The sequence below is a fragment of the Bacillus salipaludis genome (genome assembly GCF_030938565.1).
GTDB classification, from domain to species: domain Bacteria; phylum Bacillota; class Bacilli; order Bacillales; family Cytobacillaceae; genus Neobacillus; species Neobacillus salipaludis_A.
In genome coordinates this window covers 2,994,832-3,011,496 of the sequence record NZ_JAVGVR010000001.1, presented here as the reverse complement: position 1 = coordinate 3,011,496, position 16,665 = coordinate 2,994,832, and the positions used below count along the sequence as shown (strand labels likewise).

The following is a 16,665-nucleotide window of genomic DNA, read 5'->3' as shown; positions in this document are numbered from 1 at the left end:
GAAAAATAAATGGTGACAAATATTTAACCTAACCTGCCCCCGTTAGCTGGAAAATTAAAAAGCGAACTCCTTTAAAGGAGCTCGCCACAAGTTGGATCATAAAAAATGGATTTATTTAGCATAAATGACTTAACTATTGCCCGTGGGTCATTCCACATCCGTCTTTTTTGTCCCTTTACTTATATAAGGTTTTGCACTCTTTTTTTTGTTTGCACTTGCCTGCCAACGGTTCCACCCCTTCTTGTCTGTTCCTCTTCCTGTTCCGCCTTTTCCTTTAGCTTTACTCATAAGATCACCTCATTCTCATCTATTTTTCTATTAGTTCCACCAAAACACAAGCAATTCTCCTTTATATTAAAAATTCAGCAATTTTCTCACGAAACAAATGTGTTTCTAATATGCCGGCCAAATGTCCTTTTAAACTATCAAATTCATATAGTTCCACTTGTTTCTCTTGCGTTTTCATGATTTCGATCATTTCTCGATTATAAACGGTAGGCTGCAATAAATCACTGGTACAGGATACCATTAATACCTTTGCGGTGATTTTCTCCAAAGCAGTTTCCAACGATTCCTGCCCGTGTGCGATATCATGCATCATCGTTGCCCTGCACGTGTAATACCAATGACTGGCATCAACAAATGCCGAACCAGATTCAATCGCCTTTGCAACTTGTTTTTCATAAGAAGTTGGCACCTTATAATCCTGATAAGGTCCTTGCTCTTTACTATCTCTTGGATAGGTTGTTTCATAGAATTCCGGAGTAAATGCCCCTGTATTCATCATTTGAACAGCTAGATGAAGACCTTCTGTAGGTTCTTGTCCGTCCTGATAAACCCCCTCCTTCCAATTGGGATCAAGGGCAATGGCACGCATCCCCTGTTGAGTTACATTTAATGAGGTTAGAATTGGATTTTGCGGATTGGTGATTACGCCAATCATCCGTTCCACTTTTTCAGGGTAATTCACGGCCCAATGAAGCGAAATAAATCCACCGGCAGAAGCCCCCATCACGCCATATAATTTGTTGATGCCTAATTGTTTTGTTAAAAATTCATGTTGAATGCCTGCCATATCACGGTACGTGAAAGCCGGAAAATCAAGTCCCCATATTTTACCTGTCTTCGGGTTGATGGATCTTGGTCCTGTCGTAATCACATTGGGGTTTTTCACCTGGACATTGGCAAGGTTATCAGTGCTTATGACAAAAAATTTATTGGTATCTACTGCTTTTCCAGGGCCAATTAAATCATTCCAATATCCTGGATTCGGGTCCTCCGGTGTGTATTTTCCTGCGGCATGGCTTGTACCGCTAAAATAATGAGGAACTAAAATCACATTCGATTTTTCTTCATTTAATTCCCCATAGGTTTCATACCCAAGTGTAACTGGAATGCTTTTCCCATTTTCCAACGTATAGTTTTCAATCGTAAATTGTTGTTTCTTTACATAATTCATATCCATTATCCTTCGCCTCCTATGTTTCTCCCTTTTTCCGACCAAGTACGAGCTCATCATTAGATATATACGCTTTCCCCTTTGATTGGATAACATCCGATGAAAAAAAGTGCCTTCCCCTGGTGCTTTAAAGCGAGATGGAAGCCACCATTCCGGAATTTCTAGCTCTCTTGGTGTGGAGTAACCTTCCATTAAGTGCTACAATACTCTTGAAATGGTAAATTTACAATTTACTAGGAGTTCATACCAGTATAACGATATATTCAAAGAGGTGCTTAAAAATGAAAACTGCAGAGGCAGAGGTCCGTGCAATCCTGATAGCGGATAGTCCAGAAACGTTTGTTACACGCCGGATTCCTGAGGTTAATCTAGAATTTGGCGGAATACCGGGGGATCGGCACTTTGGAGTTACTTTCCCGGCGGATTCACGCCAGCCCATGTATCCTAGAGGTACAGAAATCCTCAATCGCCGTCAGATTACCATTTTGGCTGAAGAAGATTGCCGGCAGATTTCTGAACAATTAGGTATTGAGAAGGTGCTGCCTGAATGGCTTGGGGCAAATCTATTGTTGAGTGGATTCCCTGAGCTTACAAGTCTCACTTTGGGTTCACGAATTCTCTTCCCTAATGGTACAGGCTTGATTTGTATGGGCCAAAACCTGCCGTGCGTGTTTCCTGGCCAAATTATTCAACAGCAATATGAGGATCGTCCAAAAATAGCAACAGATTTTGTCCGTGCGGCCTTTAAGCGAAGAGGTATTGTTTGTGCAGTAGAACGACCAGGTAAGATTCGTCAAGGAGATCAGGTACAGATTCTAATTAATAACTTTTCAAATCCGATGCAATAAGAGGTTGTTATTCGACTTATTGGCAACCATGCGCCCAGACCACGATAAATTTACCTCAATAATGTAAATATTTTTAAGCCTCTAACGAATAGACTAGAGGCTTTTTCTATTTTTAATTAGTATTCCTATATATGCCAAATCTGAAGTTCTTAAGTTAATTTAATCAAACACTCACCAAGAACCTTATTATCCCATATCAGTGAAAGCTGATCTCCGTCCGAAACTTGTCCAACCCCTTCTGGTGTTCCGGTAAAGATGATGTCCCCTTCCCCCAATCCGAAGTTCTGGGCTGTAAAATCTAAGATCGTTTGCAAATCAAAAAGCATATTTTTTATATTTCCTTGCTGAACCTTCTCCCCATTTTTCATCAGGATGAAATCCGCTTTCTCTACTTTTTCAAGCCCAGGAAAATCAATGAACTCACTTACAACTGCCGATTCTGGAAACCCCTTTGCAAGCAGCCATGGGTGGCCTTTCTTCTTCAGTTCCGTTTGAACATCCCGTAAAGTAAGGTCAAGCCCGATTGCCATACTGTCGATCGCTTCCTCTACACCCATGCCCATCTCATATCGTTTACCAACTCTTACAACAAGCTCTGTTTCAAAATGGATAGAACCACGATTCCCTGGCAGGCGGATTTCCTGTCCTTCCGCTTCTACCAAGGCATGAGTAGGTTTTGAAAAAAGAAATGGTGAAGTTGGAACTTGATTGTTTAATTCCTTTGCATGTGCTGCGTAATTTCTTCCCACACAATAAATATTTTTAATCTCCTTCATATCCAATCCCTCTTCTTTTCCATATATTGTTTCCCATTTTATTCTACCATATTGAGCTTCTTCTGCTTTATCTAAACTTCACTTTCATATGAATTTATCTAGTTCGCCCATGTTTTCAACTTGAAACATTTAACATTATGATTCAAAATTAACTTATCGGTAAAAACTAGATTTTTAGGAGGTTATATTTTTGGAACAAGCTGTTATTACATACCTTACAAAAAACAGAGATAAGCATTTAACGGAATTAAAGGAATTTTTGGCGATTCCAAGTATCAGCTCTCTCCCTGAGCATAAAGAGGATGTTCAAAAGGCTGCAAAATGGGTGTCCAATGCCCTTCAAGAAATCGGGATGGAAAAGATTGAAATCTACGAAACAAAAGGTCACCCTGTTGTTTATGGGGAGTGGTTGAAGGCAGAAGGAAAACCAACTGTAATGATTTATGGCCACTATGATGTCCAGCCCGTTGACCCGGTTGAATTATGGGACAGCCCTCCTTTTGAAGCAGAAATCCGTGATGAGAAGATCTATGCTCGCGGGGCTAGCGATGACAAAGGCCAAGTGTTTATGCATCTCAAAGCGCTGCAAGCGATTTTTGAAACCACTGGAACCCTTCCCATCAATGTAAAATTCCTGATCGAGGGCGAAGAAGAAATAGGCAGCCCTAATCTCCCACTTTTTGTAAAAGAAAATAAGGAATTATTGTCATCCGATGTGATTGTGATTTCCGATACTAGCATGATGGAGCGCGGAAAGCCGGCCATTTGCTATGGTCTGAGAGGTTTGTGCGGTGTACAAATTGATGTTAAGGGACCAAAAAGCGATCTTCATTCAGGATTATACGGCGGCATGGTTCAAAATCCCATTCATGCTTTAGTCGAGATTGTAAAGTCCTTCCATAACGAAAAAGGACAAATCACCGTTGAAGGCTTTTACGATAAAGTTGCCGAGTTAACAGCGGATGAAAAAGCTGCCTATGCATCACTAGGGATTACGGATCAGTCATTTATTGACCAACTAGGGGTTCCGGAAATGTTTGGCGAAGAAGGTTTTACGTCATTAGAAAGAAATTGGGTTCGTCCAACGCTTGAAGTGAACGGGATTTATGGCGGGTTCCAAGGCGAAGGCATTAAAACGGTTCTTCCAGCAGAAGCGCATGCGAAAATCACTTGCCGTCTTGTTCCAGATCAGGACCCGGATGAAATTGTGGAGCTGCTGCAAAAACATATCAAAACGTATACACCGCCTGGAGTAACAGTAAATGTTTCACTTTTTGACAAAGGCCCTGCATTTGTTACACCATTTGACCATCCAGCAATTCAAGCGGCTGGAAGAGCATATGAAAAAGTCTACAATGTACCTACCTCCTATACACGTGGAGGCGGCTCGATTCCAATCGTAGCTACCTTTGATCAAATTTTGGAAAAGCCGGTTGTGTTAATGGGATTTGGACTCCCAGACGAAAATTTCCACGCTCCGAATGAACATTTCAACCTTGAGAATTTCGATAAAGGGATGGAAACCATTTGTTATTATTGGTATGAGCTGGAACAATCTTTATAAAAATGTAAAGGGCTACTCCAATTGGAATAGCCCTTTTTGATTATACTTTTTCAAATCAAACTAAGAATGCTCCTAATGCAACCATTGCCTTCTTTAAGGCTTGTTCATACGCTTTGTCTTTACCAATAATCGTTCTAAAATCAGCCATATCGCGAACCGTTGAACGTCCTTCAATTTCATAACCATTTTCAAAGATTAGTAGACAAATGGTTGATTTATCACTCATTCGATGAAATTTTTTCTCAACAATCATTTCCTCTAATTTTTTCCTTCGATCATCTTTGATACCAGCGATTCTGGAATAAGGAATGACAATATGATCATAGATATGTTTGTTTTTACAAGTAACAAATAGAAGGTCTTCCCCTTTATGCTCAACATTATTTATTTCTCCACATTTTGGGCAAATACTTTCAATCATCATAGTGTTTCTCTCCCTTAGGTTATAAATGTTTTCGGACTTTCCACTTACCCCTTTGTTTATTCACAAAGGTTCAAAAAATGGGAGTTTCTTTATGAAATTTTCCTTAGTTTATTACGGAAAGTATACACAGTCAAATTAAACTTTCTCTAATTTTTCTGACAATTCAACAATGGATGTCTTTGGTTATAAAAATCAGAAAAAAAAGACCAACGTTCCCGATGATCTTTACACTCGTTTTGCTCCAATATATCTAGCATGCCAATATGGGTTGCTTGTTTTTGTAATCATAACTCCTTTTGAAGAAGAAGCCATAATCATTTTACCGTATCCGATATAAATCGCAACATGTGTTGGTCTGCTTGCTTTTGATGGTGCGAAGAACATTAAATCGCCAGTTTTTAGTGATGAGACATGATATCCGTTTCCATAATACATTGTTGCAGCTGTACGGTTTAACGTTCTTCCTGCTTTTCCATAAGAATATTTCACAAGCCCTGAACAATCAAAACCATATGGTGACATTCCGCCCCATCGATAAGGTACTCCCATATGATTTTCTGCTACTTGAATTGCTCTGATATGATAATTATAAGATGCCGCTTCCGCTTTATCACCCATGTTGGCAAACAAAGTGCCACAAGAAGCAAGAATGACAAATGCCATGATGAATTTTTTTAGCATATTGGTTACCTCCTCGTGTGATTTGATAGTTCCAATATACTAGGAAGGTATAACAGGGACATCACAGCAAATTTACAGTTTTGTTACAAAGTTATTCTGAGATAATTTTTACTCTTTAACGTCTTCATACAACTCTTTAACACATAGGCTTCTCTCCAAGTGAATACAATGTATTATTCCTTTTCCAATAGGAGAGATGAAATGCCTGAAAATATAAACGAGCCCTTAACCATACAACAGATGATTAGCTTTATTCGGAATGGTCTTAAAAAATCGACAGTCCCCAAGAGGATTACTATTGTCGGTGCAGGGATAGCAGGACTTGTTGCCGCGTCGCTTTTGAAGGAGGCTGGGCATCACGTCACCATCCTGGAAGCAAACAGCCTTGTTGGAGGCCGTATCTATACCATCCGTGACCCTTTTAGCAATGGACTTTACTTAAACGCTGGACCCATGCGAATTCCTGATACTCATTTGTTGACTTTAGAATATATTAAAAAATTCGGTTTACCCTTAAACCTTTTTATCAACCGAACAACCACAGATATTCTTTATATAAATGGAATCCGGACACGTCTCAATATGTATGAACAAAACCCAAGTATTCTAAACTTTCCGGTTCGTCCCAATGAAAGAGGTAAAAGCGCAGAAGAGCTGTTTAATTTAGCTTTCCAGCCTATTGTTAATTTTATTAAAAAAAATCCAAAGAGAAATTGGCCTTTAATAGCAAAAGAATTTAAAAATTTCTCACTTGGCTCTTTCTTAAATTCGTACCATTATCAATACGGAACTACCTTTTCAGATGGCGCAATTGATATGATTGATGTACTCCTTGACTATGAAGCCTATATGGGAATGTCATTTCTTGAAGTTTTGCGTGAAGCATCGACCTTTAGTACCAATCGTTACTATGAGATCACTGGTGGTATGGATCTGCTCCCAGAGGCATTTATTCCCCAATTAAAAGAGAATATCAGGCTCAATCAGAGGATGACAAAAATGATCCAACATAACAATCGTGTCACCATCCATTCCACCAATCAGAGCAACTTAGAAAATTCCTCTATTACGAGTGATCTTGCCATCATAACAATCCCCTTTTCCGTGTTACGCTTTGTGAAGATTGAACCATTCCATTCTTTTACTTACTATAAACGCAGAGCCATTCGTGAAATCAACTATATGGCAGCAACAAAAGTTGGAATTGAATTTAAAAGTAGATTTTGGGAAAGGCATGGTCAATATGGTGGTAAATCAATAACGGATTTGCCGATTCGGTTCACCTATTACCCAAGCCAAGGGATTGGCTCAGAAGGACCTGCTGTTGTTTTGGCAAGTTATACATGGTCAGATGAAGCTTTAACATGGAATGGTTTATCAGATGAAGATCGCATTCAATATGCCTTAAAAAACCTAGCCGAAATTTTCGGTGACCAAGTCTATTCTGAATTTATAGGAGGAACTTCTTTTAGTTGGATCGATAACCCCTATTCTACAGGAGCTGTTGTGGCATTTGATCCGGGCCAGGAAAATGAATTGTTTCCTTATATCACTTTGCCCGAGGGAAGAGTTCATTTTGCAGGTGAACATACAACCCTTACCCACGGTTGGATGCAAGGAGCGATTGAATCTGGAATTAGGGTTGCGAATGAAGTGAATGACTTACCGAAATAAACCCAGGAATTCAGTCCATTCTGCCTAATTCGAACAAGAAGGACGTGTTCGGCAGTCTTCCTTAAAAAATAACCTTCATAAATTTTCTTTGTTCTTCAAAAAAAACTTATAACTTTCTTAATTTAGTCCATAATAAAATTACTTCAAGGATACCCCTAAATTCTTGAAATTGTTGTTTATCCATCCTTCACTAATGGAAGGGTGGATTTTTTATGCAAAAAAATCCCAAAAAAATTGAATAAAAGCTGCCAGAGTGCAGCTTTTATTCAAAATATACGATTAGCTTTCCTATTTAACAGTAAATGTTTTTAATTCATTAAGAGTGCCAGGAACTTTGAGAGCACCGGACTTAATTTTATCAGTCCACTCTTTTACTGCCTTTTCAATAGCAGCTTTGTTTGAAGCCTTGGCATTAATTGGAGCTAAAGCTACACCATCTTCTTTTAGACCGTAAAGAATATCCTGTCCTCCAGGGAATTTGCCATCTTTTGCTTTTTGAGCAGTATCCTTTACAGCTACGTCCACACGTTTCAGTGCAGAAGTAAGAACAACATCAGGACCCATGTCGCTTTGATCACGGTCTACACCAAGTGCCCAAATTTCACTGTTTGGATTCTTTTTCTTTCGGTCTGTCGCTTCTTTAAATAAACCGTTACCAGTACCACCAGCTGCATGAAAGACCACATCTGCTCCAGAAGTATACATTTTAGATGCAATTGCTTGACCAGCCTCTGGTTTATCGAAAGCACCTGCGTATTGGACATCAACCTTTGCCGTTGGTTTTGCTGCTTTTACTCCAGCAAGAAAACCAGCTTGGAAACGTTCAATTACAGCATTTTTCATACCGCCGATAAAACCAATATGATTACTTTTTGTTGTAAGTCCTGCTGCAACTCCTGCAAGGAATGCTGCTTCCTGCTCTTTAAAAAGAATGCTAACAACGTTTGGCTCTTTCACTTCCGAATCAATAATGGCAAAATTCGTATCCTTCTGCTGCTTTGCCACTTGATCTACAGCGTTTTGCATTAAGAACCCTATACCAAATACTAAATTAAAGCCTTGGCGGGCAAGTGTCGTTAAGTTTGTCACATAATCAGCATCAGATGTGGATTGCAGATAATCATATCCACCTTTTCCTTTTTCCATGTTATTTGCTTTACCAAAGGCTTGAAGACCTTCCCAAGAAGATTGGTTGAAGGATTTATCATCCACCCCACCAACGTCCGTAACCATGCCAGCTGAGAAGCCATTCTTTTTGTTACCGCCAGTTGAGTTGTTATTACCCTTTCCACATGCACCCAGAATGGTCCCTGCAGCTAGCAATAACGTTAATAGCAATGCCATTTTTCTCTTTATCACCTTAAAAGTCCTCCTAAAAAGTTGATGAAATACAAAAAACTAACCTGTCTTTTATAAATTAGTTTGTCAAAAAAGGACAGGTTCATTCCATAAATCTTTAATGGCACAATTTCACCTTTAAATCTTTTCCACATTATAGTTTTAATTATTGACAAAAACACATAAAGTAACTATTATAGTTACATGTAACTAGTTTAATTACATCTTAAGAATTGGAGGAAATAATGATGAAAATGCTCGTTACGGGTGCTACAGGAAAATTGGGGTCTAAGGTTGTAGAAACTCTATTGAAAACTGTACCAGCAAGTCAACTCGTTGTAAGTGTACGTAATCCCGAGAAAGCGGAAAATTTACGGGCTTGTGGAGTAGAAGTTCGCCAAGGAGATTTTGATCAGCCGGAGAGCTTAGATTCAGCTTTTGCTGGAATTGACCGCTTACTTCTTATTTCTGCCGATAAAGACAATGAAACACGAATTCGTCAGCATGCTAATGCCGTCGCTGCGGCAGAGCGTGCAGGTGTTAAATTTATTGCCTATACTAGTTTAGGAAATGCAATGGAGAGTAAAAATCTGTTCGCTCCAACTCATCAGGCAACCGAAGAAGCGATCCTGAAAACAGGTATTCCCTACTCCTTCTTGCGCAATAATTGGTACTTAGAAAATGAAATACCAAGCATTCAAGGTGTCCTTGCAGGAGCGCCATGGGTGACATCAGCCGGAAACGGCAAGGTTGGTTGGGCACCACAGCTAGATTATGCTGAAGCTGCGGCAGCAGTTCTCTCAGGTAACGGTCACGAAAATACTATTTATGAACTTTCAGGTAAAGTATTGACCCAGGAAGAACTAGTAGCTGCTCTTGGAACTGTACTAGGTAGAGAAGTACCTGTGCATCAGGTCGATGACGCCACTTATGCCGACATTATGAAGGGTGCGGGCGTACCGGAATTCCTTCTTCCACTGCTTGTAGATATTCAAAGAAGCATTCGAGAAGGCACACTAGATGTTGAAAGCAATGATTTTGAAAAACTAATCGGCCGTCCGGCAACACCAATTAACGAGGCATTAACTGAAATCGTGCATGAACTTTCTCAAACAAAATAATGAAAAACCGATCTTTCTAAGGATGAAAGATCGGTTTTTTATTGCATTACACTATTAAGGAAAGTTTGTTTTAATATGATTAACCATCCAAATCGAGAGGTCATACTTTAGAGGAGGAGGGATGAAAATGAATTCTGTTGAGGCATTTATCCAGGAAATGTTGGTCCTATATGGAATGGCAATTTTAGGGTTTATCGTTAGAAAAAAAGGAATCCTAAATGAAAATGCTAATAATGTGCTTACACAACTGATATTAAATATAACTTTACCTGCCCTCATTTTATTCTCATTAGATATTTCCTTCTCTTTTACATTATTAAAAGAATTTTTATGGCTCGTATCATTGTCAGTATATATTCTAACAGTCTGTTTTCTTGGCGATTTGGATGAGAAGATGTGCAAACCTTCCTGAGAAACAAAAAAGTGTTTATGAGAGACTCATTATTTTTGGCACCCAAGGCTTTATTGGTTACGCAGTTAGTTATGTTATATTAGGGGGGCAGGGTATTGTTTATTTAACGATGTTTAATTTATATTATTTAATTCTCATTTGGACGTATGGGGTATACTTGTTTAGTAAAAACAAGGAGCAAATCAATTGGAAAAATATCTTTTTAAATCCCGGGATTCTCTCCACAATCACTGGACTGATTATTTTTCTCCTACCCATTCGTTTGCCACATCTAATTTCTAGCGGCCTAGAGACCGTTGGCAAAATGACCATCCCCCTCTCTATGATGATGATCGGGATATTAATTGCGAATGTTAAAAGTAAAGAGATGATTTTATTTATAAAAAATATTTACCTATGGAAATCGGTGTTGATCAAACTACTCATCATTCCCATACTCCTCCTTCCTTTTGTAACACTATCCGTACCGTTCCCCCCTACTGGTAATCGCCGTCCTTGTGTCCGGAATGCCTTCTGCTCCAACTATATCACTTTATTCTGAAAAATTTGGGGCTGATTCAAGCTTTGCATCGTCAGGAGTCTTACTTACCACCATTCTATGTATTATTACCCTTCCATTTCTTTATTTCGTCTTAACGCTTTTTTAGAATATTAATCTAAATTATTTTATATTGGCTCTTCTTAATTACTTCAAGTAAAATGAAGAGCCGTCAATCATTTCGATGTCGCCTCTCGTTTTAATCTCTTCCATTAATTTAAATAAAGAATCATCTTTTCTTTTTGCCTCAATCATACAATCAATTTGCGGAATGCTGCCTTTGATCTCTTTTAGGAACTTGAAAAACATATCGATATTTATGTAATCTGAATGGTGGCGAATTTCTTTATCGCTTTTGGGACTTGATATATGCATTTTTATAGGGAGAGGAGAATCCACCCATGTGTGTACAACTTGACTCCAGTTCTCTTCCCAATTTGGATTTTTATGATGTACAAGATGGTGATGATAATCGAAAACAAGTGGAATTCCTAATTTTTCACATAGAAAAAGTGTATCTTCTAATGTAAAAGAAGTATCATCATTTTCAAGCATGATCGTTTTTTGTATGAATCTCGGGACCTCCATCCAATTATCGATAAAGCGTTCAAGGGATGTTTCTGTTTCCTTATAGTTTCCCCCCACATGCATGACACAACGATGTGTCGGGTCTATTTTCATCCCCTTTAATAATAAGTAATGCATTTTTAAAGTCCTTATTGAATTTTTCAAAATATCCTTATTGGGTGAATTAATCAGGACAAAGTGATCGGGATGAAAGTCAATTCTTATGTTATGTTTTTTGACAAAATCTCCTATCTCCTTCAAATTTGCTTTTAAAGGATCCATATAATCCCAATCAGAAAGCTCCTCATGGTTCGCCAAAGGTATGAGGCGTGAGGTTAACCGATAAAAATGAATCTCAGAAGCTGCAGCATGCTTTAAAATCCTAAATGTATGCTGTAAATTTGATATGGAAATCCGTTCTAATTTGCGAATCGCCGCTTCCCTATCTGCTATTTTCTGGAATTGCGCATAGGTCATCGTTTGAGAGGGGGAAGCATTTTTTAGTTCCATGCTCATCGCAACAAAGCCAAGGCGTACAATCGTCACTTTCTTCCACCTCTTCTCACTCATCTGAATAAATCGTTGATATCTTCTGCTAAACTTGATGTTGATTTCCGCTCCAGGCACAAGCGGTTCGTTGGCGGTTCGGGGATCCTCCTCGTCGCTATGCTCCTGAGGGGTCTCCCCTGTCCCGTACTCCCACAGGACACTGAATTGCTTCCTTGAATCCGCCCACGCACGAAGAAAATGCGTTAGCATTTTCGAAGAGTCTTCGTGCCTTCCGCTCCAATCAACTGCTGTTCAATAATCAACATTGTCCTTTAACATAGCCTTACACTAAAAAGTAAGGCCATCAATGAATGATGACCTTTTTTATCATTAAAACCAATTATTGGCTAGTTTTATTTGTGTTGTTGCTTAAACCTTGTGCATTTGGGTCTACAATATTTGCTCCGTAATCTGGGACATGGCTTGCATGCTCTTCATGATATCGGGACCCTGATCCTTGCTGATACTTCCCGCTTTGTTTTTGATTATTAAGGGCTTGTTTATCAGACATATACTTGTTCTCCTATCAAAGGTATTCTGAAGATTTTAGCAATTGATTATTAATGATTTGGATATATTCTAAAAGCTATCCACTCTTTATATTTTTCATTTTTACCATTACGTATTCATCGGAAGTTGTTTGCACGTAAAACCCTTTAAGAAAATATACAGGGATTTTTTCTCTCGTATCTAACCTATGTATCGGAAAAATACTATTCCTGAACGCTCAAATAAGAATGTTCAAGGGTACGATTACAATACTGGGGGTAAATCAGTATGAATATTAAGGAAGGTGTCATTCCTACTGTCTTAGGCACAGCTGTTACTGCAACTGGTTATGCGCTAAAACAGAAACGAGGAACCAATAAAATGATTGCGAATACTGTATTTGGTTTTGGGTTAGCTCACATCGTTTTAGGATCAATTGACCTTATCCAGCATCGTCGTTAGCAATAATCAAGTGCATCTTTGGAACAAATTCAAAATAAGGAGTGAGCCAATTGGACTTACAAAATCAATCAGTATCCTCGTTACTTGATTACAAAGAAGGAATTGGCAACTTTACTAAGAAAATGCCGAATTTGGCAAGGGCGTACAATGAATTTACAGAAATTTGTTTTCAGGAAGGGACATTAAGTCAAAAGGAAAAGCAATTAATTGCCTTAGGCATTAGTCTTCATGCTCAAGATGAATATTGCATCATTTATCACATGAAGGGCTGCCTAGACCAAGGGTGTTCTGAGGAAGAAATACTTGAAGCGATAGGTGTTACAGCAGCGTTTGGCGGTGGAGCAGTGATGAGCCAGGCGGTCACATTAGTACAACAAGTAATGGATGACTTTTATCAAATAAAACAATAAAATCCTTTTGTCCCCGAGGGTTCTATACCCCGGGGTTATTTAGTTACAACCATTTCTCGAACCCTGTCTAAAAAGTATTCAAGGGCTTCCTAAGTGGAAAGCCCCAATTTTAACAATCCCCATGCTTATTTAGGTGTAATGGAGGAGGAATGAGCCAGCCTTTCTCCTTATTTAATCGGAGTACCTTAGCGCCCAGTGCTGCTTTTTGGATATGGATTTGGCCATACATTAAAGCAACATCTTCCCTGATTGATTTTCCTATAATTTGACTGCACGCCACTAAACCAACAGCAATATCAGCGGAAAGCGTCGCAGCAATGGCGGGATCAGGAATTCTAGCTCCTACTGGAATATCCTCTAAACAAACTTCAGGTGGTTCAGGTGAAGCTGGGGGTAACCCGATTCCATTCTCTTTTAATAACTCCTCCACTTGCTTTTTTTCCTGCTGACATGTATCGACGGCTTCTAATAATAACTTTTTTAAATCCTCGTCTCCTGCATGATTGATCATCGTTTGATACCCTGCAATCATTCCATTTCCCGCTAATACTGAAGCCCAAAGATCAAAAACTTCTCCATAATGTAAAGGCTCTTCCTTCGGATTCCCGCTTAAAATTCCCATTGTTGCCCTCCTTAGCGTGTAAACAAATTTATTCATTAACAGAAACACCTTTCATGAACTACCAATTTAGTTTTCCCAGTTATCAGTGCGACTATGAATTATTTCTTATTGCCTTTTTTATCACTCTCCTTCTCACTTAACGTCCGAAAAATTTGAGTATACATCGTGCCCTGGACTATATTTTCTAAAAAAAATTCTCCAATCAGCTCTATATACTCTTCATCTTCGAACATCTTCTTCCCTTGTAGTTCCATTTCAGCTAATCCTTCATAAGTCGTTAGAAAGGTATATGTATGGTCTTTCCCAGTAACGGGAGTTAATATTTCAACCTTCTGGTCGTAATGATCATTTCTAAATTTTTTAATCTCTCTTAAATTATTTATTGCCTCTTTATATTTATCCTGTTTGATTTCAAATGTTTGATAAACTAAAACGGACATAGATTTCACTCCTTAAAGTTCTGCATGCGCTGTATTATTTTCCCCCTTAATCAAACAATAAATTCTGAAAATGTATCCATTTGAATCCTACTAAAACCATAAATTTTATCTTTTTTTATTTTTTAGACTTGAGCTACGATTTTTTTCATAAAATGTACAAGTCTTGGTAAGGTACAAATTGGAGTGGTGTTTTGAATACAAGTATATTAATTAGCTACATAATTTTGGGCTTTACATTAGCAGCTCCAATTGGGCCCGTAAATTCAGCCCGATTGGATAAGGGGATTAAAAACGGGTTTTGGCATGCTTGGATTGTAGGCGTAGGATCCATGATAGCAGATGGAATCTTTATGTTGCTGGTTTATTTGGGAATGGTTCAATTTCTTGGAATTCCAATCGTTCAAATTTTCGTTTGGCTATTTGGAGGCTTTATTCTTATCTATTCTGGATTAGAAGGTATAAAGAATTCAAATACGATTACTTTGGACTATACTAGAAACAAGGAATCGTTATTAAAGTGCTTTCTAACCGGATTCATCATGTCAATCACCAGTCCTTTATCCATCTTATTTTGGTTAGGCATTTATGGCTCGGTCTTAGCGAAGACTGTCCAAACCAACGGTACAGAATCTCTATTAATTTACAGTAGTATGATCTTTCTTGGTTTGACTCTTTGGGACGTCTTTGTTGCTGCACTTACCTCGGGTTTCCGAAAAATGCTAAATGTCAAAAGTCTCATAGCGGTCTCAATCGTTTCTGGTGTTTCTTTAGTTGTTTTTGGCCTATATTTTGGCTATCAGGGAATTACTGCATTATTAGGTTGAAAAAAAAAGCCCCCTATTGATTGGGGGCCTGGATGGACACTATATTAAGAGAACTCTCCTAAAGGATTATGCCCTTCTTTCTTATTCCAAACCATCTTTTGCATAATAAATGAAACAATACCAATAATCGCTACAAACAGTAAACTAACAAAAAAACCCATTCGAATATTTTTTTCCATCAACGTCCCGCTCACCGCAGCTAAAATGAGCGCGATTCCGATAAAAGCCATAATCTTTCCCCATATTTTTATCTTTAAAATATGAAGTGCAGAAATAATGATGAACAACCAGTTAAATAAGATTAAGATGCCTGCGGCGGTAGTAATATATTCATAAATTTTACCAGGTAGCAATAAGGCTGTTATGATTGAGGCTATCAATCCAATTGTCGCTAGTCCCAAAGAAGGTAAAGGAAGCTGCTTAAAATTTTTTAGTTTGTTTGAAAAAAACTTTGGAGCGTCCCCGCCATCTGCTAGGGTCACAAGAAGTGTAGTTACCCCAAATAAGGACGCTGTCATCGTTGAAAATCCGGCTAAAATAATAGCAGCATTAAATACATGTGGAAAAAAACCAAAATGATATTTGTCTAATGCCGTTACAAAAGGACTTTCTTTTTCATTAAATGCCCCGTGAGCAGCCATATAAACAGCTAGTCCCAGTGAAATAATATAGATCACGACAAGGACAATTAACATGATAATTCCCGCTTTGGGAGCATCTTCTTTCTTTTTAAGCCTTACCGCCATCAGGCCAATAACCTCTATTCCCCCATAAGCGTAAAAGGCATAAATTAAAGAGGACCAAAAACCTTTCCAACCTTTTGGGAAAAATTCTTGAGATGAATGTGGAAACCCAGGATGTTTTACATCCCCATGGAGCCATCCAAATACTGCAGCCGCGGCAAGTATAATAAACATAATAATCGCAGCTGTTTTAATAACGGCCAGAAGATTTTCAACTTTGTCGAACCCCTTATTGCCCGTTATGACCACAATAATCGAGAGAATCGCATATCCGGCCGCAAAGATCCAAAGAGGAATATTCGGGAACCAAAATCTCGAAAGAATGGAGAGTGCAGTCAGTTGACTTCCCATGATTAAAATATTGGAACACCAATAATTCCAGCCACAGCTAAATCCTGCCCAACGTCCGTATGCTTTGTTTGCATAATAACAGAATGATCCTTCTTGTGGATCCTTAGCAGTCATTTTAGCTAATAAGCTATAGACAATATAGGTTCCAATCGCTGCTAACAAAAAAGAAAACACAATTGATGGACCTGTTGTTTCAATGCCAATCGTAGATCCAAGAAAAAATCCAGTGCCAATAGTACAGCCCACACCAATCAGCGACAATTGCCACCACTTTAAATTTTTATCTTTGCTTTCACTTTTTTTGCTGCTAGGTATAAAAAAATCCATTCTTAATCTCCTCGTATAAATGATAACTAGGGAAATTCCTCAAAGC

General features: G+C 38.5%; 20 protein-coding genes. 9 read left to right on the top strand and 11 right to left on the bottom strand.

The window, feature by feature from the left end; genetic code table 11:
- Positions 1–147: 147 nt before the first annotated feature.
- On the bottom strand, positions 148–288 hold the full coding sequence (locus tag RCG21_RS14890) for a DUF3934 domain-containing protein (RefSeq protein WP_133333313.1): 141 nt from the start codon (positions 286–288) through the stop codon (positions 148–150).
- 61 nt (positions 289–349) lie between these two features.
- Complete coding sequence (locus tag RCG21_RS14885; protein ID WP_308914263.1) at positions 350–1,459, bottom strand: alpha/beta fold hydrolase; 1,110 nt, start codon at positions 1,457–1,459, stop codon at positions 350–352.
- Positions 1,460–1,740: 281 nt separating this feature from the next.
- On the opposite strand from RCG21_RS14885, the gene RCG21_RS14880 reads away from it, so the two are divergent.
- Positions 1,741–2,307, top strand: a complete 567-nt coding sequence (locus tag RCG21_RS14880; protein ID WP_133333314.1) for an MOSC domain-containing protein — start codon at positions 1,741–1,743, stop codon at positions 2,305–2,307.
- A 149-nt stretch (positions 2,308–2,456) separates the two neighbouring features.
- Here RCG21_RS14880 and RCG21_RS14875 read toward each other — a convergent pair whose 3' ends face one another.
- Positions 2,457–3,083: a fumarylacetoacetate hydrolase family protein gene (locus RCG21_RS14875; RefSeq protein WP_133333315.1), complete on the bottom strand. Its 627-nt coding sequence runs from the start codon at positions 3,081–3,083 to the stop codon at positions 2,457–2,459.
- A 190-nt stretch (positions 3,084–3,273) separates the two neighbouring features.
- Here RCG21_RS14875 and RCG21_RS14870 point away from each other — a divergent pair, with 190 nt between their 5' ends.
- Positions 3,274–4,647 carry a dipeptidase gene (locus RCG21_RS14870; protein ID WP_133333316.1) on the top strand — a complete coding sequence of 458 codons (1,374 nt, stop codon included), beginning with the start codon at positions 3,274–3,276 and terminating at the stop codon, positions 4,645–4,647.
- A gap of 55 nt (positions 4,648–4,702) precedes the next feature.
- Here the strand turns inward: RCG21_RS14870 and RCG21_RS14865 are convergent, their stop codons facing one another.
- Positions 4,703–5,071: a Gp49 family protein gene (locus tag RCG21_RS14865; protein WP_133333317.1), complete on the bottom strand. Its 369-nt coding sequence runs from the start codon at positions 5,069–5,071 to the stop codon at positions 4,703–4,705.
- Between the two features lie 225 nt (positions 5,072–5,296).
- Complete coding sequence (locus RCG21_RS14860) at positions 5,297–5,752, bottom strand: C40 family peptidase (RefSeq protein ID WP_235824726.1); 456 nt, start codon at positions 5,750–5,752, stop codon at positions 5,297–5,299.
- Between the two features lie 213 nt (positions 5,753–5,965).
- On the opposite strand from RCG21_RS14860, the gene RCG21_RS14855 reads away from it, so the two are divergent.
- A complete protein-coding gene (locus RCG21_RS14855) occupies positions 5,966–7,426 on the top strand; it encodes a flavin monoamine oxidase family protein (RefSeq protein ID WP_308914262.1) in 1,461 nt (486 codons plus the stop codon).
- Positions 7,427–7,714: 288 nt separating this feature from the next.
- Here RCG21_RS14855 and RCG21_RS14850 read toward each other — a convergent pair whose 3' ends face one another.
- The gene (locus RCG21_RS14850; RefSeq protein WP_308913333.1) at positions 7,715–8,785 is read right to left on the bottom strand and encodes a BMP family lipoprotein; all 1,071 of its coding nucleotides are present in this window, start codon (positions 8,783–8,785) and stop codon (positions 7,715–7,717) included.
- A gap of 227 nt (positions 8,786–9,012) precedes the next feature.
- On the opposite strand from RCG21_RS14850, the gene RCG21_RS14845 reads away from it, so the two are divergent.
- From RCG21_RS14845 to RCG21_RS14835, 3 genes are all read left to right on the top strand, one after another.
- The gene (locus RCG21_RS14845) at positions 9,013–9,885 is read left to right on the top strand and encodes an SDR family oxidoreductase (protein ID WP_133333320.1); all 873 of its coding nucleotides are present in this window, start codon (positions 9,013–9,015) and stop codon (positions 9,883–9,885) included.
- A 127-nt stretch (positions 9,886–10,012) separates the two neighbouring features.
- Positions 10,013–10,297, top strand: coding sequence for an AEC family transporter (locus tag RCG21_RS14840; RefSeq protein WP_235824727.1), 285 nt, complete (start codon positions 10,013–10,015; stop codon positions 10,295–10,297).
- A complete protein-coding gene (locus tag RCG21_RS14835) occupies positions 10,272–10,838 on the top strand; it encodes an AEC family transporter (protein WP_308913332.1) in 567 nt (188 codons plus the stop codon). Before RCG21_RS14840 ends, RCG21_RS14835 begins: the two co-directional genes overlap by 26 nt.
- Positions 10,839–10,982: 144 nt before the next feature.
- Here the strand turns inward: RCG21_RS14835 and uvsE are convergent, their stop codons facing one another.
- Both uvsE and RCG21_RS14825 read right to left on the bottom strand, forming a co-directional pair.
- Positions 10,983–11,948: a UV DNA damage repair endonuclease UvsE gene (uvsE, locus tag RCG21_RS14830; RefSeq protein ID WP_133333748.1), complete on the bottom strand. Its 966-nt coding sequence runs from the start codon at positions 11,946–11,948 to the stop codon at positions 10,983–10,985.
- Positions 11,949–12,291: 343 nt separating this feature from the next.
- Positions 12,292–12,462, bottom strand: coding sequence for a hypothetical protein (locus tag RCG21_RS14825; protein ID WP_165976188.1), 171 nt, complete (start codon positions 12,460–12,462; stop codon positions 12,292–12,294).
- A 266-nt stretch (positions 12,463–12,728) separates the two neighbouring features.
- Here RCG21_RS14825 and RCG21_RS14820 point away from each other — a divergent pair, with 266 nt between their 5' ends.
- Both RCG21_RS14820 and RCG21_RS14815 read left to right on the top strand, forming a co-directional pair.
- The gene (locus RCG21_RS14820) at positions 12,729–12,902 is read left to right on the top strand and encodes an asparagine synthase (protein ID WP_308913331.1); all 174 of its coding nucleotides are present in this window, start codon (positions 12,729–12,731) and stop codon (positions 12,900–12,902) included.
- 41 nt (positions 12,903–12,943) lie between these two features.
- Positions 12,944–13,312, top strand: a complete 369-nt coding sequence (locus tag RCG21_RS14815) for a carboxymuconolactone decarboxylase family protein (RefSeq protein WP_372512672.1) — start codon at positions 12,944–12,946, stop codon at positions 13,310–13,312.
- Between the two features lie 109 nt (positions 13,313–13,421).
- Here the strand turns inward: RCG21_RS14815 and RCG21_RS14810 are convergent, their stop codons facing one another.
- Both RCG21_RS14810 and RCG21_RS14805 read right to left on the bottom strand, forming a co-directional pair.
- Positions 13,422–13,934, bottom strand: coding sequence for a DUF3231 family protein (locus RCG21_RS14810; RefSeq protein WP_133333322.1), 513 nt, complete (start codon positions 13,932–13,934; stop codon positions 13,422–13,424).
- 98 nt (positions 13,935–14,032) lie between these two features.
- Entirely contained in the window at positions 14,033–14,374 is a 342-nt protein-coding gene (locus RCG21_RS14805) for a hypothetical protein (protein ID WP_133333323.1), read from the bottom strand.
- Between the two features lie 191 nt (positions 14,375–14,565).
- Here RCG21_RS14805 and RCG21_RS14800 point away from each other — a divergent pair, with 191 nt between their 5' ends.
- Entirely contained in the window at positions 14,566–15,198 is a 633-nt protein-coding gene (locus RCG21_RS14800; protein ID WP_133333324.1) for a LysE family transporter, read from the top strand.
- Positions 15,199–15,242: 44 nt separating this feature from the next.
- On the opposite strand, the gene RCG21_RS14795 is transcribed toward RCG21_RS14800, so the two are convergent.
- Entirely contained in the window at positions 15,243–16,619 is a 1,377-nt protein-coding gene (locus RCG21_RS14795) for an amino acid permease (protein ID WP_133333325.1), read from the bottom strand.
- Positions 16,620–16,665: the final 46 nt, after the last annotated feature.